The sequence below is a fragment of the Achromobacter sp. F4_2707 genome, from assembly GCF_047501535.1.
GTDB lineage: Bacteria > Pseudomonadota > Gammaproteobacteria > Burkholderiales > Burkholderiaceae_B > Yanghanlia.
Genome location: NZ_JAZDRJ010000003.1, coordinates 117,646 through 144,082, shown reverse-complemented (window position 1 = coordinate 144,082; position 26,437 = coordinate 117,646). Strand labels below are relative to the sequence as shown.

Here is a 26,437-nt window from a genome sequence, read left to right as displayed (position 1 = left end):
ACACCCAGATACGCGACCATTCACTATAGGCAGTAAACCGAGCACCCGGCTTCACAAAAGACCATGCGTCGCCAGAACCTGAGTTTGCGCGCTCCCGCGCCCAAACTCAATCTGCAGCGTTTCACCAACCTTTAAGTCTAACCCATTTTTTATGATCTTCCCTTCCGCATTACGGGTGAGGGAGTAACCGCGTTCCAGCACACTGTTGGGGCCCAGCGCCTCCAGCATTTGCGTCAGGGCGGCCAGCTTCTGGCGCCGTTGCTGCAACGTGATTTCCAGTGTGCGCTGCAACGATAGGCCAAGCTCCGTCAGCCGCCGCTGATGCTGCGCCACTTGCGGGCGACAACGTTCCAGCCGCGCTGCGAGCGTGGCATGGCGCCCTACCCCGCGTTCCAGGCTGCGTGCCGCAGCCTGATCAAGACGCTGCCGCAAAGCCGCCAGCCGTTCGGCCTGTTGAGCCAGCCGCTGGCGCGGCGACACCAGGCCGGCGCGGGCGCGGTCCAGGCGCAGCGACGCCCTTTCCAGCAAGCGCATCTGGCGCAGGGTCAGGGCATTGAAGGCGGCATCGACGGCTTGCAGGCAGTCGGCGCGAGGGCGGCAGGCAAGCTCAGCGGCTGCGGTGGGCGTGGGCGCGCGCAAATCAGCCACAAAGTCGGCAATGGTGAAATCTGTTTCGTGGCCCACCCCGCAGATTACGGGAATCGGGCTGGCCGCAATCGCACGGGCCAGCGCTTCGTCGTTGAACGCCCATAAATCCTCAAGGCTGCCGCCGCCACGCACCAGCAGCAGCGTGTCGACCTCGGCGCGTTGCCCTGCTGTTTGCAAGGCCTCGACCAATGCGGCGGGCGCATCTGCACCCTGCACTGGCGCCGGATACACCACCACCGGCACATGCGGCGCACGGCGCTGCAAGGCTGTCAGAACATCGCGCAAGGCTGCTGCAGCCAATGAGGTGACGACGCCAATACGCTGAGGCATCTGCACCGGCGTACGCTTGCGCTCTGGGTCGAACAGGCCTTCGGCTTCCAACTTCTGCTTCAAGCGCAAAAAGGCTTCGTGAAGGTCGCCCAGCCCAGCCCGACGCATGCTATCCACCTGCACCTGGTAGTCGCCTCGGGGTTCGTACAGGCTGACCGTCACCCGGAACTCGAAACGTTCACCAGAACGCGGCACAAAACCCACGGCCTGGGCACGCCCGCGAAACATCACCGCCCGCACCGCCGCCCGCTCATCTTTGATGGAAAAATACCAGTGGCCGGACGCTGCCTGGGTGAAGTTGGACACCTCGCCGCGCAGCCAGATCCTGCTGAAGGAAGCTTCCAGCAGACGACCCACCCGGCTGTTTAGCTGAGTGACTGTCCAGATGGGCTCATTGCCATCTTTTTGTGCGTTGTCAAGCGAAAATTGAGCGCTCATAGTGAAATGCTGTCCACAGCCTGCTTCAGACTGTCAGAATGTTGAAATATCAAGGCCAGCAAGGCATCGAATAAAGAAATGCTTGAAGATAACACCGTAAGCCATTGATTATATTGAGTTTTTAAAATGACGAGAAAATGACTGAAAATTGACCAATGAACCTCTGCGCCAACGATAATGCGGCACTTCACAGCTTTGTGCACAGAATTATCCACAGTTTCTGTGGATACTTTTCCCACCGCCCCATTTCATGCGGGACACGCCAAAAAAAACCAATACTGAACACAGCTAAAACGAGGATTGTAGAATGCGAGATCATCTTCCATCGGACATTCACAGATGCTGAACCTGATACACGCCGCCGGCTGGCCGGTCTGGCTGCTGATCTGCACTTCGGTGCTGGGGCTGGCCATCATAATCGAACGCTTTTTGTCGCTGCGTGCGCCCCGGGTGCTGCCGCCGCGCTTATCTAGCCAGGTATTGGAAGTCGTACGCCAGCGCAATGACGATACCGACGCCATTATCCGCCTGGCCGGGTCGTCACCGCTAGGTCGGGTTCTGGCCGAAGTACTGGTCAACCGCCACGACACCCCTCAGAACCGACAAATCGCCGTGGAAGATGTCGGCAAAGATGTCGCTCACCAGCTCAACCGCTACTTGCCCGCACTGGCCACTATCGCTGTCGTCGCCCCGCTCATGGGTTTGTTCGGCACGGTGGTAGGCATGATTGAAATCTTCGCCTCCTACACGCCTAGCGGCGGCGACCCTGCTCAGCTGGCGCGAGGCATTTCCATCGCCCTGTACAACACCGCCTTTGGCATCATCATCGCCATTCCCGCCCTGATCTGCCATCGCTACTTCCGTTCGCGGGTCGACCACTTCCTGCACCGCATGGAACGCGAAGCCAGCGCCCTGAGCCGCTTGCTGGACCGTGGAGCCGCGCAATGAACTTCCGGAAAAACCAGCCCGATGACGAGATCGAGATCAACCTGATCCCGCTGATCGACGTGCTGCTGGTGATTCTCATCTTTCTGGCTGCCACTACGTCCTTCAATCGCTACCAGCAGCTGCAACTCACCCTGCCACGGGCGGCAGCCGAAGCGCAGCAGGGCGACGCCATGCGCATCGCTGTCAGCCACGACGGCCTGTACGCGGTTCAGGGCCAGCTTCTTGCGGGCACGACTACCGACGACATTGCACAAGCCTTGCGACAGCTGATGGCAGACTCGCCCACCCTACCGGCTGAGCAGGTGCTCGTCATCGACGCTGACGCGCAAGCCTCGCACGCAGCCGTGGTGCGCGCCATGGAAGCCGCCCGCCAAGCGGGAATCGAGCGTGTGCATTTCACCACGCAGGCGTTGCCATGAAGGCAGGCATTGAACGCGCTCTGCACACCGCCTGGAGCAAAAAAGGCGGGTTCAGCCTGGCCATGTGGCCCCTCTCCAAGCTGTACGGCGCGATAGTCGACCACCGCAAGGCCGGCTTTTTGCGCCACCCCGACCGCATTCACCACGACACCCTGCCGGTGGTGGTGGTCGGCAATATCTATGTAGGCGGCACCGGTAAAACGCCTGTCGTCATTGCATTGGTTGAAGCCTTGCAAGCGCGTGGCTGGCAACCCGGCGTGATCAGCCGTGGCTACGGCGCTCGCCCTTCGGATAAACCCCGGGCGGGGCGCGGTACGCTGGACCCTGCCCTATTCGGGGACGAACCCGCCCTGGTTGCCGCGCATACCGGTGCCCCCGTCTGCGTCCACCCCGACCGGCAAGCCGCCATCCGCCGCCTGCGCCGCCAATACCCCCAGGTGGATGTAGTGATTAGCGACGACGGCCTGCAGCATCTGGCCTTGGGGCGCGATCTTGAAATCATCGTGCAGGATGGCCGAGGCGTGGGCAATGGTAGATTGCTGCCGGCCGGCCCTTTGCGCGAACCGGCAACACGGTTGGAAACGGTGGACTTCATCATCAACAACCTGTTGCCCGGCGAAGCCCCACCGCCCTCGCTCGGGCTGGCCCGCGTGCTGAACATGAGCATGGAGCCCGCCCGCGTCGAACACCTTGCAAGCGGGGAAAGCCTGAGCTGGCGGGAGTGGCTGTCCAAGCATGGTCAAAGGCCGTGCGCGGCAGCCGCGGCCATTGGCCGCCCCCAGCGCTTTTTCGATATGCTGCGCCACCACGGCCTGACGCTCGCCCACACGCTCGCCTTGCCGGACCACTACGACTACGAACAGTCTCCCTTCGAGCCGTTGCAGGCGGAATCCATCCTCATCACTCCCAAAGATGCAGTGAAATGCCGCAAGTTTGGCGATGCCCGCCTGTATTGTGTTCACCCGGCGCCGAGCTTCTCCGACCCAGCTTGGTTTGACCATGCTCACGAGATGTTGAAAGCCATTTCATCGCTCAAGCTCGCCTCTACCCACGCAGAAGAACTAAACTCGGAGTTTTGATTCACCCACTCCACCTGTCAGGGTCGCCATGGAATCCCGATTGCTTGAAATTCTCGTTTGCCCCATTTGCAAAAGCTCACTGCGATACGACCGGCAACAGCAGGAACTTATTTGCCGCGCCGATCGCCTGGCATTTCCTGTGCGCGACGGCGTGCCCATCATGCTGGAAAACGAAGCCCGCGACCTCGATGCCAGCGAGCCGCAGCAGGCCGAACCAGCACAAACGGAATCGCAGCCACAAAGCCCGCAGGCATGAGCTTTATCGCTGTCGTCCCCGCGCGGCTGGCTTCCACCCGCCTGCCCAACAAGCCCCTGGCCGACATCTGCGGCAAACCCATGGTGGTGCGCACGGCCGAACGCGCTCAGGCCTCAGAAGCCCGGCAAGTAGTCATTGCCACCGATGCGGCCAGCGTGCAGGCAGCCGGGCAGGAGCACGGCTTTACGACGCTGCTCACCCGCGCCGACCACGCCACTGGCACCGACAGGCTGGCTGAAGTCGTTGAGCAACTGAACTTGCCCGACGACGCAGTTCTAGTCAACGTACAAGGTGACGAGCCCCTGATTGACCCGCAGTTAATCAATGCGGTGGCCCGGCTGCTGGAAAACGACGCTAGCGCCGCCATGGCCACCTGCGCCAGCCGCATCACGGATGCCGCCGCGCTGTTCAACCCCAATGTGGTGAAAGTCGTGTGCAATGCCGTCGGGCATGCACTGTATTTTTCGCGGGCGCCCCTACCGTGGGCACGCGATGCTTTCGCTCAAAGCCGCGAAGCCTTACCCTCGGGGCTCAACGCCCTGCACCACATCGGTTTGTACGCCTATCGCGCCGGCTTCCTGCGCCAGTTCAGCAGCCTGCCCATGGGGCCGCTGGAGCGTTGGGAATCGCTGGAACAACTGCGCGCCCTTGAAAACGGCCATGCCATCGCCGTCCATATTACCGACACGCACCCAGCCGCTGGAGTCGATACACCCGACGACTTGGAACGTGTCCGCCGCCAATGCGCAAGCCAGGGGTAACCCTTAAAAGCCAACCTTTTAAGTGTCACACTTACTGCATAAATTGTTGCATTGCGGCATAATCCAGAACCACTTATTACCCAGGAGGAATACATGCGCTTGATTCTGCTAGGTCCACCCGGAGCGGGAAAAGGAACCCAGGCCACCTATATCACGGAAAAATTTGGCATCCCCCAGATTTCTACCGGTGATATGTTGCGCGCTGCCGTCAAGGCACAAACTCCCCTCGGCATCGAGGCGAAGAAAATCATGGATGCGGGCGGGCTGGTGTCCGACGACATCATCATCGGCCTGGTCCAAGACCGGCTGAAAGAGGCGGATTGCCAGAACGGCTATCTGTTCGACGGCTTCCCTCGCACGATTCCGCAAGCTGACGCCCTGAAATCCGCAGGCGTAAAGCTGGATTACGTCGTCGAGCTGGTCGTGCCCGAAGAGAACATCATCGAGCGCATCAGCGGTCGGCGCACCCACCCTGCCAGCGGCCGTTCCTACCATGTGAAGTTCAACCCGCCCAAGGTCGCCGACATCGACGACGTCAGCGGTGAACCCCTGGTACAACGCGACGATGACAAGGAAGAAACCGTCAAGAACCGGCTGTCGGTCTACCGCGAGCAAACCCGCCCGCTGGTCGACTACTACGAAAGCTGGGCCGAGTCCGGAGATCCGGCTGCACCTGCTTACCGCCGTATTTCCGGACTCGGTTCGGTCGAAGACATTCGCGACGATATTTTCAAGGCGTTGTCTGCCTGAAGACGCCTGCACACCATCACCAACCACACTAAAGAGACAAAGAGATCAAGATGGAAATCAAAGATAAGGTATTCATCGTCACCGGCGGCGCCTCCGGCCTTGGAGCGGGCACGGCGCGCATGCTGGTTGAACAGGGCGGCAAAGTTGTGATCGCCGATGTACAGGACGAAGCCGGTCAGGCGCTTGCGCAGGAACTCGGCCAGGTGTTTGTGCATTGCGATGTGACACAGGAATCCGACGGTCAAGCGGCCGTGGATGCTGCGTTGAAACTCGGCTCTTTATTTGGTCTGGTGAACTGTGCGGGCATCGCGCCTGCTTCGCGCACTGTGGGGCGTAACGGCCCCCACGCCCTGGACATGTTCCAGAAGGTGATCAACATCAACCTGGTGGGCACCTTCAACATGATCCGCCTGGCCGCTGCCGCCATGAGCAATAACGAGCCAGAATCCACCGGTGAACGCGGCGTTCTCATCAATACCGCATCGGTGGCGGCGTATGACGGCCAGATCGGCCAGGCAGCGTATTCGGCCTCCAAAGGCGGCGTGGTGGGCATGACCCTGCCCATCGCTCGCGATTTGGCCAAGACCGGCATTCGCTGCGTCACCATTGCTCCAGGCATCTTCGGCACGCCCATGATGTTCGGCATGCCTCAGGAAGTTCAGGATTCGCTGGCAGCCAGCATCCCCTTCCCCTCACGCCTGGGCACGCCGGCCGACTACGCCAAGCTGGTTCACAGCATTGTCACTAACGAAATGATTAACGGCGAAACCATTCGCCTGGACGGCGCCATTCGCCTGGCGCCGAAGTGATGCATTAACACCATGGGACTTTTGCGGTCGGCGGCTACGGTCAGCAGCTTTACCCTGTTGTCGCGCATTACCGGGCTGATTCGCGATGTGCTCATCGCCCGAGCCTTTGGCGCCGGCCCTCTGACCGACGCTTTCTGGGTCGCCTTCCGCATTCCCAACCTGCTGCGCCGCCTCTTTGCCGAAGGGGCGTTCTCACAGGCTTTTGTGCCCATTCTGGGCGAACTGCGCAACCAATCCGACCACGACAAGGTACGCCGCCTGCTGGATCGCGTCGCTCTGCTGCTGACGCTGGCTGTGATGTTGGTCACGATATTGGGCATTCTCGGCGCCCCCTGGGTGGTCAGCCTGATCGCCAGCGGCCTGCGCTCAGCCACGCGCCAAACCGAATTTGAAGCCGCCGTGTGGATGACGCGCATGATGTTCCCTTACATCTTGTGCATGTCGCTGGTGGCGTTTGCGTCCGGCGTGCTCAACACGTGGAGCCGCTACGCCATTCCCGCCTTCACCCCCATTTTGCTGAACCTCAGCATGATTGCCGCCAGCCTCTTTCTGGTGGCCTGGTTCGATGTGCCCATCTATGCCCTGGCGGTGGGCGTCATGGTGGGCGGCGTACTGCAACTGGCCGTACAGTGGGCTGCACTGGGCCGCATGGGCTTGTTGCCGCGCTTTAACGCCGGGGTCTCTGTGAGTTGGCGCGACCCCATTGTGCGCCGCATTCTCAGGCAAATGCTGCCCGCCATTGTGGGCGTGTCGGTGGCGCAGATCTCCCTGCTCATCAACACCAATATCGCCACCTGGCTGCGCCCGGGCAGCGTGACTTGGCTGTCGTTCGCCGACCGGCTGATGGAATTCCCCACCGCCCTGCTGGGTGTAGCCCTGGGCACCGTGCTGCTGCCCAGCTTGTCGCGCGCTTATGCGCGCGACGACCACGCCGGCTATAACAACCTGCTTGACTGGGGCCTGCGCCTGGTACTGCTGCTGGGGCTGCCCGCCGCCCTGGGGCTGGCTTTATGCGCCGACGCCCTGGTTGCTACCTTATTTAATTACGGTGCGTTTAACGCTCAAGATGTCGCCCAGACGCAACTGGCCGTCATGGCGTATGCCGTGGGGCTGATCGGCCTGCTGGCCATCAAGATTCTGGCGCCCGCCTTCTATGCCCGCCAAGATATCCGCACCCCGGTAAAAATTGCCGCAATATGCCTGGTGGCCACCCAGTTGCTGAATATCGCCCTGGTGCCTGTGCTGGCTCATGCGGGCCTGGCACTTTCCATCGGGCTGGGCGCCACGCTGAACGCCGGGCTATTGGTGTATACGCTGCGCAAACGTGGCATTTACCAGCCGGGCCAAGGCTGGCGCAGCTTCATGGTGCGCGCCCTGCCCGCTCAGGCTGTGCTGGCCGCCCTGCTGGTGGCCGCCGGCCGCCATTTCGACTGGATTGCCATGGGCAGCCAGCCGGGCTTGCGCATTCTGTGGCTGGGCGGAATGCTCGCCACCGTGGGCGCAGCCTATTTCCTCACCCTCTGGCTCTGTGGTTTTCGGCCCGCAGACTTTACACGACGCGCCGCATAATATATGATGTTCGTCTTTGCCAGTTAGACCTCCTACATTAAAGAAAGAACACGCAACATGGCCAATACCGCCCAAGCACGCAAGCGCGCCCGTCAGTCGGTCGCCCGTAACAAACACAACGCAAGCCTTCGCTCCATGATGCGCACGTCTATCAAGCGTGTGCGCCAAGCTATCGAAGCCGGCGATCAAGCTGCTGCCAACGAAGTTTTCAGCAAAGCTACCAGCGTCATCGACCGCGTTGCCGACAAAAACATCATCCACAAAAACAAGGCTGCTCGCCACAAGAGCCGCCTGGCAGCCGCCATCAAGGCACTTGCTTAAGCAAGTTTAATTTTTGTACGATGGTTTGATCGGCAAAATACCCGGGGCTCGCCCGGGAAAAAAAGAATGGGGCGCTTAGGCGCCCTATTTTTTTGTATTGCCGCCTTCAAAACTGGCCGACAATTCCACTATGAACCCATCGACCCTCATCGGCATTGTCGCCAGCATACTGCTGCTGGCCATTGTGCTGTTCTTCTCCGCAGAAGACCCGCAATTATTCCTCGACCTGCCCGGCCTGGGCATTGTCCTCATAGGTACGGCAGCGGCCACTTTTATCGCCTACCCCTTGCGCGAAGTCGTGCGCGTCTTTGGCTTGCTGCGCACCATTATGCGCAACGAAAAGTTGTATATCGACAAAGACCTCGAAGACCTGGTCGATATTTCCCGCACCTGGGCGCAAGACGATATCCGCGCGGTGGAACAGCGCCTGGAAGGCGTTTCCAACCCCTTCCTGCGTAGCGGCGTACAGCTGGTGATCGACAACGTTCCTGAATCCGACATCTTCGACCTGCTGCAATGGCGTATTGCGCGCATGAAGGCCAAAGAACACGCTGAAGCGCAGCTGTTTCGCGTGATGGCGGGCTTTGCGCCCGCCTTTGGTATGTTGGGCACCCTGGTCGGTTTGGTTAACCTGCTGTTTCTGCTGGGCGATGGCGACATGACAGCCATTGGCCGCCAGATGGCGCTGGCCCTCATGACTACCTTTTACGGTGTGCTGCTGGCCAACTTGGTGTTCAAGCCGGTGGCCGTCAAACTTGAGCGCCGCACCGAGCAGCGCTTAGTGCTGCTCAACACCATCATGCAAGGCATTTCCATGATGAGCCAAAAGCGCAGCCCTTCCTTGATGCGCGAAACGCTGAATGCCTTTGTAGCGGAAGTACGCGACGAAATTATCGACCACAGCGCTGCCGCCGCCGATAAAAAAGCAAATAACAAGAAACGGCGCGGCCTGGGTACGCGTTCCAAGGCCCGCTCAGCAGGCACGGCCCAAAAGCCGGGAGCCGGCCGCCCATGAGAGACAGGTTAAACGACCTGCTTCCCTCGCGCGCGGTTGCGCGGCGCTTGTACGAGCTTGAAAACGAGCTCAAGCAGGCCCGCGCCTACCAACGCCGCTACAGTAAAAGCCCCGAAACGATCAGCCGCTGGGGCCTGGAACAACCTGCCGTCCAGCAGCAGGAAGAAGGCTGGTTTATTACTTACCTGGACATGATGACCCTGCTGCTGGTGGTCATGATTGTCATGCTGGCCTTCGCGGGCAGCCTCAGCGGCAACACTGAGGCCGATGAATCGATAGACCTGGGTGCCATCACGCTTGCAAGCGTAGAGGAAACCATTGCACCGCCGCCTGTAGATGGCGAAGAAGAAGATGCCGCAGCACTTGCCTCCCCCCCAGTTGAAGCCGACCCAACTCCAGCCAGCGACGCCCCCGCGCCTGCCGGCGGCACCGGCTTGCTACCGGGCGGGCCCGGCCTGTTTCCCGGGCAGTCTGCCCTAGCCGATGCCGCAGCCGTTTCCGAACCGCTGCCCGGCTGGACTGCTACCTGGGATATCCCCTCCCCCCCTGGCCCTCACCCTGCCGACATCGGGCCGCTGCCACGCGACGCTCAACAGATGGCGCAGGCCGCAAGCCAGCTTCCCCCGGCACGCAGCGCTCAGGCGCTCTACCCCGGGTGGAGCGCTGCCGACCTCGCGGCCTCTTTCATCGGCCCGCGCCGCCCTGCCAAAGCGCCCGAAAGCACACAACCCGCCGCCGCGTTGGCCGCCAACGCTGAGAGCACGCCCCCCGTCCCCGACGACGACACGCCTTCCGAAGGCGAATCCCTGGCGGCGGGCCTGTCGTTGGGCGATTTAGGCAATGATGTGGAAGTCGTTATTCATGAACGTTCGGTGAGCTTCCGCATTAACAGCGAGATTTTGTTCGACAGCAGCCAGGCCGACCTCAGCCTTTCGGGGCTGGCGGTGCTGCGCCGCATTGTTGGCGTGCTGTCCGAAACGAATCATGAAGTCACCGTGGAAGGCCACACTGACGCGGTTCCGGTACGCCGCAATGCGCGCTACCCTTCGAACTGGGAGCTTTCCAGTGCGCGTGCCGGCAGTGTGGTGCGCTACCTGCAAGCCAACGGCATTCACCGCAGCCGCCTCAAGGCCGTCGGTTATGCCGACACCCGCCCCATCGCCGACAACCACACGCCGGCTGGGCGTGCTGCCAACCGGCGCGTTGAGCTCATGCTGGAAAAACGCGACTAAGCCGCCCCGCCGCCACACATTTGGTTAACCCGCTGGGCGTCGCCCATGGCTAAAATAAACCCAGCGGAGACCATTATGACAACGATATTCCTACTGGAACGCCTAGATACGCCGCTAGGGGAAATGCTGTTAGCCACCGATTCACAAGGGCGGCTGCGCATTGTTGACTGGCACGATCACGAAGAAAAAATGCTGCAATTGCTGCGCACCCAGTATGCGGGGCAGCATATCGACATGCGCGAATCAACTGAAACCTCAGCCGCCTCAGAAGCCATGGCCGCCTATTTTGAAGGCGACCTCGCCGCCATCGACGCCTTGGAAACCTGCACAGGCGGCACAGACTTCCAGCGTGCGGTCTGGGCCGCATTACGCACCATTCCCGCCGGCCAAACCATTAGCTACTTGGAACTGGCAAACCGCATTGGCCGCCCCAAGGCCGTACGTGCGGTCGGCATGGCCAATGGTGCCAACCCCATCAGCATAGTTGTGCCCTGCCACCGTGTGATTGGCAGTGGCGGCAAAAATGCACTGGTGGGCTACAGTGGCGGCATGCAGCGCAAGCGCTGGTTGCTGGAACACGAAAAAGCGATTCAACCCTTACAGGAAGAACCGCAAGCTGCACTGCCAGGGCTTTAACCACTGCTAGGGCTTTAGTTTAATAATTTAAGCCCAAAAAAAACGGGGTTTTAAACGATGGGAACGGCGGTTTTATCGACCACACGTTCACTGGTTTGAAGATCGTTGTCTGCAGCGAACCCGCAGACGAATTTCCAGGCAAGGGGTTCCAGCGCACGCAAGCGTTTATCGACGATAACGCAACGCACGCCATCCATATTCACGGGCACTGCATAAGGGGAATAGCTAAGCGGGCCACCGCCTGCGCCTTCAGGCCGGAACTGGGACATTACCCCAGCTAAACGCTCTGCCCAATCGCTGGGGCGAAAGCGCCGCCCACTGTTTGTAACGCCATGAATAATGAATTGTTCCACCTGTTGTGTCATGAAAAATCACTCTTGCCGCCACCATTCCCAATTGTAGCCTATTAGCAGAAACCCGGATGCTTTGCCGCCAACCGTATGAAAAGGTAAGATTGTTCTTTTGGAACAAGGCTGAATATGTCGGACGCTACACAGAACACAAGTCAAACCGGGCCTCTCAGGCATTTTCTTCAGTTCCGCGACTTCTCGCGCGAAGAAATCGAATACGTATTGGGGCGAGCCCAACTCATTAAAGACAAGTTCAAGCGCTATCAGCCTCACCACACCCTGCACGACCGCACGCTGGCCATGGTGTTTGAGAAAGCCAGCACCCGCACCCGCGTTTCCTTTGAAGCCGGCATGTATCAATTGGGTGGCTCAGTCATTCACTTAACCTCTTCAAATTCGCAACTGGGCCGCTCAGAACCCATCGAAGACACCGCCCGAGTCGTTTCCCGCATGGTCGACCTCGTGATGATCCGTACCTTCGAGCAGACCCGCCTGGAGCGTTTTGCCGCGCATTCGCGGGTGCCGGTTATTAATGGCCTCACCAACGAATATCACCCTTGCCAGATTCTGGCCGACATCTTCACCTTTATGGAAATGCGCGGCTCCATCGAAGGCAAGACGGTGGCCTGGATTGGCGACGCCAACAATATGGCCTACACCTGGCTGCAAGCGGCGGAAATCCTTGGGTTCACTCTGCATGTGTCCGGCCCCAAAGGCTACCAGCTCGACCCCAAGCTCACCGGCCAGGTCGCACCGCATGTTTTGCGCGAGTTCAACGACCCGATGGAAGCCACCAAAGGCGCCCATCTCGTCACCACCGACGTCTGGACCAGCATGGGCTTTGAAGCCGAAAACGAAGAGCGCCGCCTGGCCTTCAACGACTGGTGTGTGGACGCCGAAATGATGGCTCAGGCCCACCCGGACGCCCTCTTCATGCACTGCCTGCCTGCACACCGGGGGGAAGAAGTCACCGCGGAAGTGATCGACGGCCCGCAAAGCGTGGTGTGGGATGAAGCCGAAAACCGCATGCATGTACAAAAAGCGCTGATGGAATTCCTGCTGCTGGGTAAGCAGTAATAGCAAAACTCAGCTGAACCAAAGCTTAGCCGACCTGCACGGCGGTCGCCCCTGCAAGCGCCTGCGCAACAAGGTTCACACGGTTTAGTCAAACATAAAGCAAAAGGGTGCCGATCTTTCGACCGGCACCCTTTTTCTATTACAGCGTTAGCGAATTCACGCTAACACGAGGTTACTTACCCTTTAACTGCGGCAGCGTCGTGCCCTCGCCTGCCGTCAGCAAGCCGGCCTTGGAGTAGGTGAACAGTTTCTCGCGCGTATCGACAATGTCGAGATTGCGCATTGTGAGCTGACCAATACGGTCACGCGGTGAGAAGCTGGATTCTCCGCTTTCCATGGTCAGGCGCTCGGGCTGGTATGTCAGGTTTTCAGAACGCGTGTCGAGCAAGGAATAATCATTACCGCGACGCAGTTCAATCACCACCTCACCCGTAATGGCGCGTGCCACCCAGCGCTGAGCGGTTTCACGCAGCATAATGGCTTGCGGGTCGAACCAGCGGCCCTGGTACAGCAGGCGGCCCAGGCGCAGGCCGTTAATGCGGTATTGCTCGATGGTGTCTTCGTTATGAATGCCGGTGACCAGGCGCTCGTAAGCGATGTGCAGCAGCGCCATGCCCGGGGCTTCGTAAATGCCGCGGCTCTTGGCTTCAATAATGCGGTTTTCGATTTGGTCGCTCATGCCCAGGCCATGGCGGCCGCCAATGCGGTTGGCTTCCAGCATGAGTTCCACCGGGTCGGCGTATTCCACGCCATTCAGCGCTACCGGCTGGCCTTCTTCAAAGCGCACGGTGACTTCTTCGGCGTCGATCTTGACATCGTCGCGCCAGAACGCCACACCCATAATGGGGTCAACAATGCGAATACCGGAATTCAGGTATTCCAGATCTTTCGCTTCGTGGGTGGCGCCCAGCATGTTGGAGTCGGTGGAATAGGCTTTTTCAACAGACATTTTGTAGTCGAAACCGTGTTCCACCAGGTATTCGGACATTTCCGTCCGGCCGCCGAGCTCATCAATAAAGGTTTGATCCAGCCAGGGCTTGTAGATGCGCAAAGCCGGGTTGGTGAGCAGGCCGTAGCGGTAGAAACGCTCGATATCGTTGCCCTTGTAGGTACTGCCGTCGCCCCAAATGTGGACGTCGTCTTCCTTCATGGCGGCCACCAGCATGGTGCCCGTTACAGCGCGGCCCAGCGGCGTGGTGTTGAAGTACGCCACACCGGCGGTCGTGACGTGGAAAGCGCCCGCCTGCAATGCAGCAATGCCTTCGGCCACCAATTGAGAGCGGCAGTCGATCAGACGCGCGACTTTTGCGCCGTATTCCAGCGCCTTGCGCGGGATGGCTTCGTAATCAGGCTCGTCGGGCTGGCCCAGGTTGGCGGTGTAGGCGTAGGGGATGGAACCCTTGTTCTTCATCCAGAGCAATGCAGCGCTGGTGTCCAATCCCCCGGAAAAGGCAATGCCGACCTTCTGGCCGACAGGTACGTCTTCAAGTATGGTTGTCATTGTGGGCGGGCCTTGGGAATAACATCAAATAACATGCCATTATATCCCCCACGGCCCGGCTATGAAGCACAGCTTGCGTGCGCCCTGATTCGCCCCCTTTACTTGCGGTCGCCAATCCAGGGTTTGTCGATGAGCTTCTCGGGCGATTCCGAGTCAATCAGCTTGTAGCCATCGGCCACATAGCCCGGCCCTTTCATCAACGTAATAAGAATGGCCCCGATGGTAACCATGACCGCCACGTTGAACAGTGTAAAAAATACACCCAAAGCCATCATATCCACACGGCCAATGAAGGCATCAACGGAACGCTCGCTGCCCTGCCATTCCATCCAGCGCACCATTACCGACGGCAGGCCACAGAGAAAAATAATCGTGAGAAACGCGTAAGGCATAGCGCGCAACACTTTGCGTTCCAACCCCGGCGTGGATTTGCCCCGGCTGGTGTAGCCCGGCAACTTTTTGAATAACGGTAGCATGACAGTTCCCCTTAAGCTCATTCTACGCCTGAATGCAGGTAGCGTGCCAATGAAGGTGGTTCATGACGTTACTGGCATCGGATCATGACATTACCGCCATATTTTGTTACTTTGACGCGGTTTCTGCTGCGCGGTTTCTGTTTCTCATAACGCGCTGCACTTGGCTCTAGTAATGCGCTGCATTGAGTCCCATTAAAGCACCGCGCTTGGTCGTTATCGTATGTCTGTGTCTACTGTTGCTACTCCCTCGCCCAATGCAGGCGTTGAACCTGACCCGCCGCACCCAGAAAAAGGCCTGAAAAAAGGGGTGGCCACCGTTGCGGAGTTTTTAAGCCGCCCCAACCTGAATATCCCGAACTACCAGCGCCCTTATAAATGGACGGCACACCACGTTCACCAACTGTTTGCCGACATTAACCGCCACAAAGGTACGGGCGCCTACCGGCTTGGCACCATTGTGTTGCACCGCGACGGCGACACCCGCAATATTGTTGACGGCCAGCAGCGCACGGTCAGCCTGGTGCTGGCGATACATGCCTTGGTGGATGCGCGCGTTCACGGGCCGGAAGAAACGCGCATTCAGAACCCTGAGCTGGCGGCGCGCCTGAGTAGCCTGGCCGCCCGCATCGTGAACCCCGGCATTGAACACCCGCTTTCGCAAGCCAATGTGCGCAACAACTACCTGACGATACGCCGTATTGTGTCGCGCCCGGAATTCACCGAAGACACGATTACCTTTCTGCTCGATCAATGCGAGATCGTGTGGTTTGAGCTTAGAGATATTTCCGAAGCGTTCCAGTTCTTCGATTCGCAGAACGCCCGAGGGCGCGACCTGGAGCCGCACGACCTGCTTAAAGCCTTCCACCTGCGTGAGTTCGCCCCGCAGGATGAGCCGCAAAAAGCACGAACCGTCAGCCATTGGGAAAGGGTGGAGACGGAAAAGCTGGCGACGCTATTTGGCGACTACCTGTTTCGCATTCGGAACTGGTCACGCAACGCCTCAGCCCGCCACTTTGGCAAAGCGCATATCCACCTCTTTAAAGGCGTGAATATGGCCCAGCCGGCCCCCTACCCTTATATGAAGCCATTGCTGTTTGCGGAGCAATACCTCAAACACCACAACCAACAGGTGGACACAGACACGGCGAGCAGCGCAACCACAGCCTTCCCCTTCCACTTTGACCAGCCGGTTATCAATGGCCGCCATTTCTTTGAAATGATTGCGCATTATGACCAAGCCGTTGACTTCGTTGTGGGAAACCAGCTGAGCCAAGTGCCGCTTGATGGTTTTGCGCCCCGAATTCTGGAAACCTTGAACCGCTATGCGGGGCACAGGCGTACCGGCGACACATATGTGCGCCTGATGTTCGACTGCCTGCTGATCGCCTACATCGACAAGTTCGGATTAAAGGAAATTGCCCGGGCGGTGGAAAAAACCTTTATCTGGGCCTACAGCCTGAGGCTGCAAATGCAAACCATGCAACTGGCCAGCGTGGATAACTACGTGTTGGAAAACAACCGTTTTCTAACGATAAAAGAAGCCGTGCAACCCGACGACTTCCTAAGCGTGGATTACCCAAGCCTGAGTGGCGACATGGTGCGAGCCACCCGAGTCGAAGAGATCACCCAGTTGTTCAAGGACATGCTCTACCATGAATAACCCCATCAAACAGCTTTCCATACAGGAATTGCTCAACGGGCAAGCCACATATGAGATTCCCATGTATCAGCGCAACTACGCATGGGGCCAGGCTGAAATCGAACAGCTGATTCAAGACATAAGCGACAGCCGGGCATTTTCTGTGGGCAAGGCCCGGCAGTATTACATTGGCACCTTGGTGGTATTCCGCAAGGCCGACGACGCCTTGCACTGCCCCGTCTATGAAGTGATAGACGGCCAACAGCGCCTGACCACCCTATTCCTGTTGGCCACGTATTTCAAGCGCATAGCCGGCAAGCATACTGAATTCGACATGCAGTGGTTTCAGCGGCAATGCTTGAACTTCGAAAGCCGCCCCCATTCCCTGGCAACCCTGAACGCCCTGTTTTCGGGTACGTTTGAGGCCCACGCAACGGGAGAACTGCCGGATGCCGCGAACAGCGACAGCATCCGGGCCGGTTATGAAAACATCCAAACCCTGGTGCCCGCCGTACTGGGCGCCACACGCAAAACTCTGAACCAAGCGGCAACGCGCCTGGCAGAGTTTGCTGAACAGCTATTCCACAACACCCAAATCATGCGGGTGGAAGTGCCGGAACACACCGACCTGAACCACTATTTTGAAGTAATGAACAACCGGGGGGAACAGCTGGAAAAGCATGAAGTGCTCAAAGCCCTGATGATGAGCCGGCTGCACGATTCGGGTAGTGCCCACCAAACCAAAGCCTGGCTACACACCCTGAGCCGCGTATGGGAGGCGTGTTCCCATATGGAGCGCTACGTGCAAATGGGGTTTACCGTCGAACAGCGCCACCGCCTGTTTGGAGAACGCGACTGGAGCCGCCTGCTGCCAGAGAACTTTGAAGCCTTGCACGAGGCGCTGACTGGAGCAGAACCACAGGAAAGCCCCCACAACCCGGTTGAAACCGCCCCCGAGACACGCATGCTGCTGACTGACCTCATCCAGGGCGCCCGTGGCCAGAACGTGGCTTCGCAAACGCCCTCCGGCCAAGAGCGAGGTTTGCCCAACCCGGAAGACATGGGCGAACGGTTTGGCAGCGTCATCAACTTCCCCAACTTTTTGCTACAAGTGCTGCGCACCACCACAGGCAAAGATATTGCACTGGATGACAAAAACCTGATACCCGCTTTCAAGCAAGAACTGCTGCGCCACGCCGACGCGGGAGAGCGCATTAAACAGTTCACCTACGACCTGCTGAAATGCAAATACCTCTTCGACCACTACATTATTAAGCGCGAGCACCTGGCAAACGAAAACCACTGGAGCCTGAAACGCCTGATATGGCGCAACAGCGGCCCGGATTACGTCAACACCTTTGGCGCCACAGAACACAGCCCCACATTGAACCGCCGCATACTCATGCTGCTTTCAGCCATGCATGTGTCCACCCCCACCCTGGTCTACAAACACTGGCTGAACGCCGCCCTGCACTACCTATACCACGCCCAGGAAGTCACCGGCAGCGCCTACCTGCAACACATGGAAGCCATCGCCCGCTGCTTTATGTACGACCGCTTCTTAAGCCGCAGCGGCGAAGCCGACTATTACGAAATCATCTACCAACGACAAGGCCAACTACAGGCCAAGAACTGGGACACCGACATCGACGAAACCCGCCTCACCTTCGGCAACATCGCCAACAACCTCGTATTCAACTACCTGGACTACCTGCTGTGGCTGAGGCAAGGCGCTGACGCCAACTTCCACTTCACCTTCCGCAGCTCGGTGGAACACTACTACCCGCAAAACCCCAAATTCGATATCCCGCACTTGCCCGAGGCCATACTCAATTCCTTCGGCAACCTGTGCCTGGTCAGCCACGCCAAAAATTCCAGCATGAGCAACCACAGCCCCGCCGCCAAACGGCAGTATTACAAAAAAGGGGAAGAAGACAGCCTGAAGCAAAGCCTGATGATGTGGGGGTATGAGGATTGGGGGGAAGAGAGTATTGCCGCGCATGGCGCGGAGATGGTGGGGGTGATTCGGGGGGACATCGAAAAAACCGCCAGTCCCGAAAGAAAGGCGGTTTCGTAGTTCTAATGGTAACCATGCCTGCGACATCACCTTCAGCGTTAACTCCAACCTTAACCAGTTGGTCTGTCAGGGTAACGTCTGCGTCAACACCGTTAACAATATCTTGAAATGTGACGTCAGCAGTGTTGAGAGTCACATTGCCTGTAGCTGCGTCAACCGACGCGGCGTAATAATCATTGCCGGAGCGCACGACAAATTCTCCGCTGGGCACGCCTTCATCGTCGGTGACGCGATGCAGGGACAAGCTGAATCGAACCGGGAATCGCGGAGGCTGTTTGGTTAAAGTAAAACAGGTTCCGCAGCGGGTGCTGCAAGTTGACGATAGTACCTTTCTTCGGCTTCTGCCGGCGGGATGTCTCCGATCGATTCCAGCAGGCGTTGATGGTTGAACCAAGACACCCATTCCAGGGTGGCCAGTTCCACTGCGGCCTTGGTTTTCCAAGGCGCCCTGCGGTGAATCACTTCCGTTTTGTACAGACCGTTGATTGTCTCGGCCAGTGCGTTGTCGTAGGCACTGCCCGTGCTACCGACTGACGGGTTGATTCCGGCTTCGCTTAGCCGGTCGGAATAGCGGATGGACACATATTGCGATCCTCTGACGCCCTTCTAATTGTCAAGTTGCTATTTGTGCCCGATTGATCTCGTGATTACGGCTTCGTAGAATGTAAAACACCTCCCGAGCGATGTAGCGCTTCAAACATCGCAGGACTTCCAGTTTAGATAAGCCTTGTCCCGTACGTTTCACGATGTAGTCTTGCGTTTTGGGATCCAGGCGCAATCGACCAATGGCGATGATGTGCAAGGCGCTATTGGCGGCTCGGTCGCCGCCGCGATTGGGTCGATGCCGTTGCGTCATGCCAGATGACGCAGGAATAGGACTCACGCCACAGAGCGCGGCAAAGCTCGCTTCAGAGCGTAGACGTTGCGGGTTATCGCCGGCAGTGATCAACAACTGTGAGGCCGACTCATAACCCACGCCTTGACGAGCGACGAGCTCCGGCGCCAGATCGTCCACGATTGCTTTAATCATGACATCCAGGTCTGCGATTTCATCGTGCAGTTCCAGATAGCGACGGGCGAGCGATTTGAACGTTATCCGATAGGCTGTGGTGAGGTCCCGATAGCCGCTAAGGTCAGGGCGCCAGGCTGCCAACGTTCGGATGAGCTGCATTCGCGTCATCTTGCGCAGGGGTTCGCGTAGCTTGTCTGGGGCAGAGATGATTTGCATTTGAATCATTTGCAACGCAATGCGGCGAGCCGCGATAGCAGTTTTGCGGCACACCTTTAAAACGCGCAAGGATTCAATCATGCCATCGCGCGTCTTGGGTGTGACGGTACGTCGGCCTGCGTATGCGGCATGAGCCGCATTTTCTGCATCGATCGTATCGTCCTTGCCCCGTTTGCGACGCACCGATTTATCGGGCGCGGTCACTTCGAGAACAGTAATGCCCGCCTGCTGAAAGTAACGCAGCAAACCGGCTCCGTAGGTGCCAGTACATTCCACACCTACCCGGCTGAGAGTCCCAAAGGAACGCATCCAGGCGAGCATGCTTTTATACCCATGACGGGTCGTAGGAAAGCTTGCGCTACCCAATAAGCGATCGTGGTGATCAACGACGGCGGCAACGTGCAACTCTTTATGGGTGTCCACACCACCGACAATGGTCGAGCAGTTATCAATTGGCAAACTCATGACGGATCTCCAAGCAAGTAATGCTAATGGGCTCACCACAGTCGATTGCGTGGACATGACAGTAAAGAGATAGACGTTCAGGCCCTTCTTGGGTCACAGGCATCGATGAGGTAAGACCTCACCGTCGGGTCTCCCGGGGCACCGACAGGTCCGAGGAAAGACAGATCAGCGACATCGATCAGAGTGCGGGTCAGGTGCTCCGGAAGACCTTTCGGTACCAGGTCTGTCGAGGATAGCTAGTCCAGCGACATCTGGCACCCGCAGTATTACTATCGGAATGATGAACAAGCCCGTTGGAAGGCGTCGGTCTTCGGTCGTAAACGGCCTGCTCCAGAGCATCCAGGACGAAGTCCGCCGTCATGCTGCTGGATACCCTCCAGCCAACGATCCGCCTGGCATAGGTATCAATGACGACAAACACCGACACGATTCAGTAACCGCCCCCACAAAAACCCGCCCTATTCCCCCAATTCACTCCGGTCTTTCGTCCTACAATGCCCGCTGGGATTGTCGTTACGAAAAGCTACCATACTATGAAAGCCGTTATCCTTGCCGGGGGCCTGGGCACCCGGATCTCTGAAGAAACGCACCTGCGGCCCAAGCCAATGATCGAGATAGGCGGGCGCCCTATTCTGTGGCACATCATGAAGATGTACTCCGCCCACGGCATCAATGATTTCATCATCTGCTGCGGCTACAAGGGCTACGTCATCAAGGAATACTTCGCCAACTACTTCCTGCACATGTCCGACGTCACTTTCGACATGGCCCACAACCAGATGGAAGTCCACGCGCGCAAGGCCGAGCCCTGGCGCGTGACGCTGGTGGATACCGGCGAAGACACCATGACTGGCGGGCGCTTGAAGCGTGTGCAAGAATACCTGCAGGATGAGGAAGCCTTCTGCTTTACCTATGGCGATGGCGTCAGTGATGTGCATATCGGGGACAGCATCGAGTTTCACAAGTCGCACGGCAAGCAGGCCACGATTACAGCTGTGCTCCCGCCCGGACGCTATGGCGCATTGCTGCGCAACGGCACAGCGGTAGATGGCTTCACTGAAAAACCCAGAGGAGAAAGCGGCTGGATCAACGGTGGTTTTTTCGTGCTGTCGCCCAAAACGCTTGATCTCATCGCAGGAGACAGCACCAGTTGGGAAAACGAACCATTGACCACGCTTGCTCAAAGCGGTGAACTACAGGCGTTTGAACACAACGGCTTCTGGCAGCCCATGGACACTTTACGGGAAAAAAATCTGCTGGAATCTCTTTGGCAAGAAGGTAAAGCTCCCTGGAAGACATGGTGAATACGGCAACCACCTTACCCGGTTTCTGGCAAGGAAAACGGGTTCTGCTCACCGGCCACACCGGCTTCAAAGGCAGTTGGCTGGCGCTCTGGCTTGCTCGCCTGGGTGCCCATGTTACCGGCCTTGCCCTGCCCCCTGACACTGCACCCAATCTCTATACGCTGGCACGGCTGGACGAACAGACGGAAAGCCATTTCTGCGATATACGCAACGCTGAAGACACCGCCGCCATCATCCGCCAGGCGCAGCCCGAAATCGTCTTCCATCTGGCTGCCCAGGCTCTGGTTCGCGCTGGCTATGCCGACCCTTTGGGCACGTATGCCAGCAATGTCATGGGCACCGCCCATGTGCTGGATGCCTTGCGCGGCCTGGATAGTGTCCGCGTCGCGGTGATAGTGACAACAGACAAAGTCTACCGCCCCAAGGAAAACACCTACCCCTACCGCGAAACCGACACGCTTGGCGGCTATGACCCTTACAGTGCCAGCAAAGCCGCCAGTGAAATCGTGATTGATAGCTACCGGCAGGCTTTTCTCTCAAAGCAAGACATTGCCATTGCCAGCGCCCGCGCGGGCAATGTGATTGGCGGCGGTGACTGGTCTGCCGACCGCCTGATTCCCGATGCCGTTCGCGCCTGGCAAGCCAACACGCCTTTGCAAATACGCCAACCCGAATCCATTCGTCCCTGGCAGCATGTGCTAGAACCCCTGCACGGCTATCTCTGCCTGGCGCAGCAACTGTGGGAAGGAACGGCCAATGCTCATGCCTACAACCTTGGCCCCCTGCCCCACGAAGCGGCCACTGTCCGGCAAGTCATTACCCTGGCACGCGCGGCTTATGGTAAAGGAGAAACCTACTGGGGCAACGACAACAACGGCATGCCTGAAGCGGGCTGGCTGGCTCTGGAAACCGCGCTGGCAAGACAAACGCTGGGGGTGACACCACGCTGGACGCTGGAAGCTGCCGTTACCCGCACCCTGGACTGGTATCGCAAGCAGCAGGAAGGGCATGATGCTGTTGCCCTCTGCCTGGAAGACCTTGCTGCTTATATAGGCAAACTCTGAATTCTCGCCACAATTCGTACCGCGAAGGGTGAGGTCCGCCTTCGAAACCACCTTGTCTGGCCGCGGTTATCTCCGTCAGATTACACAATGGCGTAAGCTAGGATATCAGATCAGTTTATATTTTCTAACGCTGCCCAACGCCGAAACGGCCATCAGGCGTGTCGCCGAACGAGTTCGTCAAGGTGGTCACAACATTCCTGAATCAGTCATCCGACGTCGTTTTGCAGCAGGGCTGCGTAACTTCGAGCAATATTACAAGCCGCTAGTACATAATTGGGCAATGTACGACAACTCAGGCTTGGAACCAGTGCTACTGGACTGGGGAGAGAACCAATGAAAACACCCGATATTTCCACGGCCAAAAACGCAGACTTACGCGCCTCGTTAGCCGCACTGCAAAGGGCCGCCAAATCAGCCCGCCAGATTGCCATCCAAACGGATACCGCCATTGTGGTTGTCAAGGACGGAAAACTGGTGCGAATTACTGCGGACGATCTTCGTCAGGAAGCAACCGATAAAACCCACACCTCAAGCGCCGTAAAACGCCTCCGTTACACTCGATACCCCCATGAAAACAACCGATCGTTTCCAGATACAAGAAACCCCACTATCAGGGGTGGTAGAGTTGCAGCGAAAGCCCATCCGCGATGAGCGGGGTTTTTTTGCGCGGTTCTATTGCCAAGAAGAATTTTCAGCCCTGGGCTTGCCCGCTCCTGTGCAGATCAACCATTCCATGTCCACACAACGCGGCACTATACGCGGCCTGCATTTTCAGTATGCGCCGTGCGCCGAAACCAAGATTGTTACCTGCCTGCAGGGCAGCATATTTGATGTGGCCGTCGATTTACGCGCCGATTCACCCACCTTTTTGCAATGGTATGGGCTGATTTTGTCGGCTGAACAGCAAAACAGCCTGGTCGTGCCACCGGGCTTTGCGCATGGGTTCCAGACCCTGGAAGAAAACAGCCAGATTCTTTATTTGGTATCGGCCCCCTACAGCCCGGCGGATGAAGATGGATTGAATCCATTAGATCCTACGATCAAAATCGATTGGCCTCTTCCGCCGACCAGCATTTCCGAACGAGATGCACAACGCGCTATCATTCAGCCCGGAACATATCCAGGACAAACAGTAAACGGAGAGCGCCTATGAGTTCCGCACATTTCACCATCTTGGGAAGTACAGGGTTTATCGGTACTCACCTGATACAACACCTGGATCACAATGGTTACGAATACCGAGCCCCTCTCAAGCATGAACCCTTAAGTTCAGAAGCATTAGGCCACGTCATCTACTGCATTGGTCTGACTGCAGACTTCCGGAAACGCCCGCTTGATACTGTAGAAGCGCATGTCTGTGTACTACGCGAGTTGTTGTCCAAAGCCAATTTCACATCGCTGACTTACCTTTCCAGTACACGTGTCTACACTGGCGCCAATAACACGCAGGAACATCGCCCTTTGACTGTAAACCCTAACACTCCTGGTGACTTATACAATCTATCCAAACTGATGGGGGAATCCCTTTGTCTGCATGGAGGTCATCCTTTAGCTCGCGTCGCACGCCTTTCTAATATTGTGGGCGTGCGTCCCGATCCGGATATCTTCATTGACCAACTGCTTGAGGAAGGTGCTCGTACCGGACATATCAGCCTGCAAACTTCTCTCAATTCACGCAAAGACTATCTACACATTGATGACACCGTGCAAGCTTTGCTTGATATTGCCTTATCGTCGGCACAAGGCATTATTAATGTAGCCAGCGGGCAAGCGGTCAGCAATCAGGAGATTATGGATATGCTGACCGAACACATGGGCTTTTCTTTCGAGGTCGCTCCCAATGCGCCCACCTGGGAGTTCCTTCCTATAGACACTACCCGGTTGCGTTCAGAGTTCCATCTTGTACCGCAAACCTTCCAAGACTATTTCCCAAAATTCCTTCAACAATATCGTAAAACCAAGGGCCTTTCATGAGCTATCTGGAAACGACACCCACAGCGGCTGAAGACTACCGCAACGAAAAATGCGAACGCATTACCGATTTTTCCAACGATAAGGAGTTTCGCGCTCTGTCGGTCGCGTGGCGCGCCCAAGCACTGGAACGCAAGTACATGAATAATTTTTCATGGCTTGGCCGCCCGATGATCCAGTTGCCTACTGACGCAATGGCCATGCAGGAAATCATCTGGGCGGTGAAACCCGATCTCATCATAGAAACCGGTGTTGCGCACGGAGGTTCTGTGATGCTGTCCGCGTCCATGCTTGAACTACTTGGGCATGGCCAAGTGCTGGGCATAGATATCGATATACGTTCGCACAATCGTGCAGCCATAGAAGCCCACCCACTGGCGCACAGAATTTCCCTCATCGAAGGCTCAAGCATTGCTCCCGAAGTCATTTCTCAAGTACAAAACCTAGCGGCAGGAAAACGCACACTGGTATTCTTGGACTCCAACCACACGCACGAACACGTACTGGCCGAGCTGAACGCCTACGCTGATCTAGTCAGTGTAGACAGCTACTGTGTGGTGTTTGACACCTTCGTGGAGGATTTGCCCGATGATTACGTCTGGGCGGACCGTCCTTGGGGTAAAGGTAACAACCCCAAGACTGCCGTTTGGGAATGGCTGAAAAGCAACAAAAATTTCCAGATCGACAAATCTGTCGAAGATAAACTGTTGATTACTTCTGCGCCAGATGGCTTCTTGCGTCGTATCGCCTGACCAGAGAAACGAGCTAAAAATGAATTTATTATCAGATGCTTTTTGGGGCGTTACTCAACCCGCATTCAAAAATGCGATACGTACCGCATTCAATAGCACACAAATGCGTGATGGCATATATGCAGGCGACAATCTATTCACCATTAATCGCAATCTTAGTTTCTTGCAGAATGAAGCCTTTATGCAGGCTTATCTAAAATATGCCACAACCGATGTTGAAAAATCAATTGCCTGGCGTCTTGCCGTAGTTGCCTGGGCCGCAAAAAGCGTAGTTTCGCGTAATATTCCAGGGGATTTTGTCGAGTGCGCCTGCTACAAAGGAACCACTGCACGTATCATTTGTGATTATGTTGATTTCGGGAATACCGATCGTCACTACTATCTTTACGACCTCTTTGAGCACGACAGCAGCATGCTGCATCACGCCATGCCCGAACATAGCACCACGCTATATGCACAGGTCAAAGAGCGCTTCTCTGAGTTCAACAACGTTACCATCACCCAGGGAAAAGTACCTGACGTGCTTGAGCAGTGCTCACCTGAAACGGTAGCCTTTATGCATATCGACTTGAACAATGCACCTGCTGAAATCGGAGCATTGGAACATCTATTTCACCGACTCAGCCCTGGCGGTATCCTCATCCTTGATGACTACGGCTGGATGGTTTACAACGCACAAAAAGCCGCAGAAGACCCATGGCTAGCCCAACGCGGCTACGAAGTTCTGGAACTACCTACCGGGCAAGGCTTGGTATTCAAATAACATCTTAACCATCAGAATAATTCCGCTCCTGCTCACTCCCTAATGATCATTATCCACGATACCGCCCGTATTTCTCCCCTGTCTGATATCGAAGACTCCGTTCGCGGCACACGCATTTCAATTGGTGCTGGTAGCATAATCGACAGTTTTGTCAAGATCAAACCAGCCGGTGGAATGGGCGATATCGAAATAGGCAAAGATTGTGTTATTAACTCGGGATGCGTACTTTACACAGGAAACGGTATCATTATAGGCAACAGGGTGGCAATTGCCGCAAATTGCACCCTCGCCCCCACCAATCACGAATTCCGCGACCCTCACCGCCCCATTCGGGAGCAAGGCTTCCGCCCAAGCAAGGGCGGAATTCAAATTCATGATGATGTCTGGATTGGTGCCAATTGCGTACTTCTCGACGGAGCAATTTTAGAAAAAGGTTGTGTGATTGGAGCAGGATCCATAGTGAGAGGAAGAATACCTGAATATGCAATATATGCAGGCAATCCCATCACCCGAATAGGGTCACGAGGTCATTCCGACCTCCTCCCATGACACTGGAGAT

The 26,437-nt window shown here is 57.2% G+C and carries 27 protein-coding genes and 3 pseudogenes; 23 read left to right on the top strand and 7 right to left on the bottom strand.

Annotated features, from left to right (window positions below):
• Window positions 1–51: 51 nt before the first annotated feature.
• Entirely contained in the window at window positions 52–1,416 is a 1,365-nt protein-coding gene (gene xseA, locus VRY85_RS04330; protein WP_414597375.1) for an exodeoxyribonuclease VII large subunit, read from the bottom strand.
• Between the two features lie 339 nt (window positions 1,417–1,755).
• Here xseA and VRY85_RS04325 point away from each other — a divergent pair, with 339 nt between their 5' ends.
• The 12 genes from VRY85_RS04325 to ogt all read left to right on the top strand — a co-directional run bounded on the left by VRY85_RS04325 (window position 1,756) and on the right by ogt (window position 11,211).
• Window positions 1,756–2,364, top strand: a complete 609-nt coding sequence (locus VRY85_RS04325) for a MotA/TolQ/ExbB proton channel family protein (RefSeq protein WP_414597374.1) — start codon at window positions 1,756–1,758, stop codon at window positions 2,362–2,364.
• Window positions 2,361–2,783 (top strand): ExbD/TolR family protein, encoded by a 423-nt coding sequence (locus VRY85_RS04320; RefSeq protein ID WP_414597373.1) that lies wholly within the window; start codon window positions 2,361–2,363, stop codon window positions 2,781–2,783. The genes VRY85_RS04325 and VRY85_RS04320 overlap by 4 nt, the downstream gene beginning before the upstream one ends.
• Window positions 2,780–3,862, top strand: a complete 1,083-nt coding sequence (lpxK, locus tag VRY85_RS04315) for a tetraacyldisaccharide 4'-kinase (RefSeq protein ID WP_414597372.1) — start codon at window positions 2,780–2,782, stop codon at window positions 3,860–3,862. The genes VRY85_RS04320 and lpxK overlap by 4 nt, the downstream gene beginning before the upstream one ends.
• A gap of 28 nt (window positions 3,863–3,890) precedes the next feature.
• On the top strand, window positions 3,891–4,118 hold the full coding sequence (locus VRY85_RS04310) for a Trm112 family protein (protein ID WP_414597371.1): 228 nt from the start codon (window positions 3,891–3,893) through the stop codon (window positions 4,116–4,118).
• On the top strand, window positions 4,115–4,879 hold the full coding sequence (gene kdsB / locus VRY85_RS04305) for a 3-deoxy-manno-octulosonate cytidylyltransferase (RefSeq protein WP_414597370.1): 765 nt from the start codon (window positions 4,115–4,117) through the stop codon (window positions 4,877–4,879). Before VRY85_RS04310 ends, kdsB begins: the two co-directional genes overlap by 4 nt.
• Window positions 4,880–4,972: 93 nt before the next feature.
• Window positions 4,973–5,629, top strand: a complete 657-nt coding sequence (adk, locus tag VRY85_RS04300) for an adenylate kinase (protein ID WP_414597369.1) — start codon at window positions 4,973–4,975, stop codon at window positions 5,627–5,629.
• A 50-nt stretch (window positions 5,630–5,679) separates the two neighbouring features.
• Window positions 5,680–6,438, top strand: a complete 759-nt coding sequence (locus VRY85_RS04295; protein WP_414597368.1) for a 3-hydroxyacyl-CoA dehydrogenase — start codon at window positions 5,680–5,682, stop codon at window positions 6,436–6,438.
• 12 nt (window positions 6,439–6,450) lie between these two features.
• Window positions 6,451–8,007 (top strand): murein biosynthesis integral membrane protein MurJ, encoded by a 1,557-nt coding sequence (gene murJ, locus VRY85_RS04290; RefSeq protein WP_414597367.1) that lies wholly within the window; start codon window positions 6,451–6,453, stop codon window positions 8,005–8,007.
• A gap of 57 nt (window positions 8,008–8,064) precedes the next feature.
• The gene (rpsT, locus tag VRY85_RS04285; RefSeq protein WP_414597366.1) at window positions 8,065–8,328 is read left to right on the top strand and encodes a 30S ribosomal protein S20; all 264 of its coding nucleotides are present in this window, start codon (window positions 8,065–8,067) and stop codon (window positions 8,326–8,328) included.
• Window positions 8,329–8,458: 130 nt separating this feature from the next.
• On the top strand, window positions 8,459–9,343 hold the full coding sequence (locus tag VRY85_RS04280) for a motility protein A (protein WP_414597365.1): 885 nt from the start codon (window positions 8,459–8,461) through the stop codon (window positions 9,341–9,343).
• Window positions 9,340–10,575: an OmpA family protein gene (locus VRY85_RS04275; RefSeq protein WP_414597364.1), complete on the top strand. Its 1,236-nt coding sequence runs from the start codon at window positions 9,340–9,342 to the stop codon at window positions 10,573–10,575. The genes VRY85_RS04280 and VRY85_RS04275 overlap by 4 nt, the downstream gene beginning before the upstream one ends.
• Window positions 10,576–10,650: 75 nt before the next feature.
• A complete protein-coding gene (ogt, locus tag VRY85_RS04270; protein ID WP_414597363.1) occupies window positions 10,651–11,211 on the top strand; it encodes a methylated-DNA--[protein]-cysteine S-methyltransferase in 561 nt (186 codons plus the stop codon).
• Between the two features lie 50 nt (window positions 11,212–11,261).
• Here ogt and VRY85_RS04265 read toward each other — a convergent pair whose 3' ends face one another.
• Window positions 11,262–11,576, bottom strand: coding sequence for a DUF3579 domain-containing protein (locus VRY85_RS04265; RefSeq protein WP_414597362.1), 315 nt, complete (start codon window positions 11,574–11,576; stop codon window positions 11,262–11,264).
• Between the two features lie 114 nt (window positions 11,577–11,690).
• Here VRY85_RS04265 and argF point away from each other — a divergent pair, with 114 nt between their 5' ends.
• Entirely contained in the window at window positions 11,691–12,638 is a 948-nt protein-coding gene (gene argF / locus VRY85_RS04260; protein WP_414597361.1) for an ornithine carbamoyltransferase, read from the top strand.
• Between the two features lie 172 nt (window positions 12,639–12,810).
• Here argF and argG read toward each other — a convergent pair whose 3' ends face one another.
• Together argG and VRY85_RS04250 are read right to left on the bottom strand one after the other, a co-directional pair.
• A complete protein-coding gene (argG, locus tag VRY85_RS04255) occupies window positions 12,811–14,139 on the bottom strand; it encodes an argininosuccinate synthase (RefSeq protein ID WP_414597360.1) in 1,329 nt (442 codons plus the stop codon).
• 98 nt (window positions 14,140–14,237) lie between these two features.
• Entirely contained in the window at window positions 14,238–14,615 is a 378-nt protein-coding gene (locus VRY85_RS04250; protein WP_414597359.1) for a hypothetical protein, read from the bottom strand.
• A 220-nt stretch (window positions 14,616–14,835) separates the two neighbouring features.
• Between VRY85_RS04250 and VRY85_RS04245 the strand changes: the two genes are divergently transcribed.
• Window positions 14,836–16,275, top strand: coding sequence for a DUF262 domain-containing protein (locus VRY85_RS04245; protein ID WP_414597358.1), 1,440 nt, complete (start codon window positions 14,836–14,838; stop codon window positions 16,273–16,275).
• Window positions 16,268–18,331, top strand: a complete 2,064-nt coding sequence (locus tag VRY85_RS04240; RefSeq protein WP_414597357.1) for a DUF262 domain-containing protein — start codon at window positions 16,268–16,270, stop codon at window positions 18,329–18,331. Before VRY85_RS04245 ends, VRY85_RS04240 begins: the two co-directional genes overlap by 8 nt.
• Window positions 18,332–18,610: 279 nt before the next feature.
• On the opposite strand, the pseudogene VRY85_RS04235 reads toward VRY85_RS04240, so the two are convergent.
• The 3 genes and pseudogenes from VRY85_RS04235 to VRY85_RS04225 all read right to left on the bottom strand — a co-directional run.
• A pseudogene (locus tag VRY85_RS04235) lies at window positions 18,611–18,928 on the bottom strand (integrase core domain-containing protein); the annotation flags it as partial.
• 16 nt (window positions 18,929–18,944) lie between these two features.
• Window positions 18,945–20,024 (bottom strand): IS110 family transposase, encoded by a 1,080-nt coding sequence (locus VRY85_RS04230; RefSeq protein ID WP_414597356.1) that lies wholly within the window; start codon window positions 20,022–20,024, stop codon window positions 18,945–18,947.
• 238 nt (window positions 20,025–20,262) lie between these two features.
• Window positions 20,263–20,451, bottom strand: a pseudogene (locus tag VRY85_RS04225) (DDE-type integrase/transposase/recombinase); the annotation flags it as partial.
• A gap of 106 nt (window positions 20,452–20,557) precedes the next feature.
• Between VRY85_RS04225 and rfbF the strand changes: the two are divergent.
• The 8 genes and pseudogenes from rfbF to VRY85_RS04185 all read left to right on the top strand — a co-directional run bounded on the left by rfbF (window position 20,558) and on the right by VRY85_RS04185 (window position 26,427).
• Window positions 20,558–21,328, top strand: coding sequence for a glucose-1-phosphate cytidylyltransferase (rfbF, locus tag VRY85_RS04220; RefSeq protein ID WP_414597355.1), 771 nt, complete (start codon window positions 20,558–20,560; stop codon window positions 21,326–21,328).
• A complete protein-coding gene (gene rfbG / locus VRY85_RS04215; RefSeq protein ID WP_414597354.1) occupies window positions 21,322–22,392 on the top strand; it encodes a CDP-glucose 4,6-dehydratase in 1,071 nt (356 codons plus the stop codon). The genes rfbF and rfbG overlap by 7 nt, the downstream gene beginning before the upstream one ends.
• A gap of 37 nt (window positions 22,393–22,429) precedes the next feature.
• Window positions 22,430–22,729: pseudogene (locus VRY85_RS04210) on the top strand (Zeta toxin family protein); the annotation flags it as partial.
• A gap of 231 nt (window positions 22,730–22,960) precedes the next feature.
• Window positions 22,961–23,545 carry a dTDP-4-dehydrorhamnose 3,5-epimerase gene (gene rfbC / locus VRY85_RS04205; RefSeq protein WP_414597353.1) on the top strand — a complete coding sequence of 195 codons (585 nt, stop codon included), beginning with the start codon at window positions 22,961–22,963 and terminating at the stop codon, window positions 23,543–23,545.
• Window positions 23,542–24,366, top strand: coding sequence for an NAD-dependent epimerase/dehydratase family protein (locus VRY85_RS04200; protein WP_414597352.1), 825 nt, complete (start codon window positions 23,542–23,544; stop codon window positions 24,364–24,366). The genes rfbC and VRY85_RS04200 overlap by 4 nt, the downstream gene beginning before the upstream one ends.
• Window positions 24,363–25,115, top strand: coding sequence for a cephalosporin hydroxylase family protein (locus tag VRY85_RS04195; protein WP_414597351.1), 753 nt, complete (start codon window positions 24,363–24,365; stop codon window positions 25,113–25,115). The genes VRY85_RS04200 and VRY85_RS04195 overlap by 4 nt, the downstream gene beginning before the upstream one ends.
• Before the next feature lie 19 nt (window positions 25,116–25,134).
• Window positions 25,135–25,878 carry a TylF/MycF/NovP-related O-methyltransferase gene (locus VRY85_RS04190; protein ID WP_414597350.1) on the top strand — a complete coding sequence of 248 codons (744 nt, stop codon included), beginning with the start codon at window positions 25,135–25,137 and terminating at the stop codon, window positions 25,876–25,878.
• A 42-nt stretch (window positions 25,879–25,920) separates the two neighbouring features.
• Window positions 25,921–26,427: an acyltransferase gene (locus tag VRY85_RS04185; protein WP_414597349.1), complete on the top strand. Its 507-nt coding sequence runs from the start codon at window positions 25,921–25,923 to the stop codon at window positions 26,425–26,427.
• Window positions 26,428–26,437: the final 10 nt, after the last annotated feature.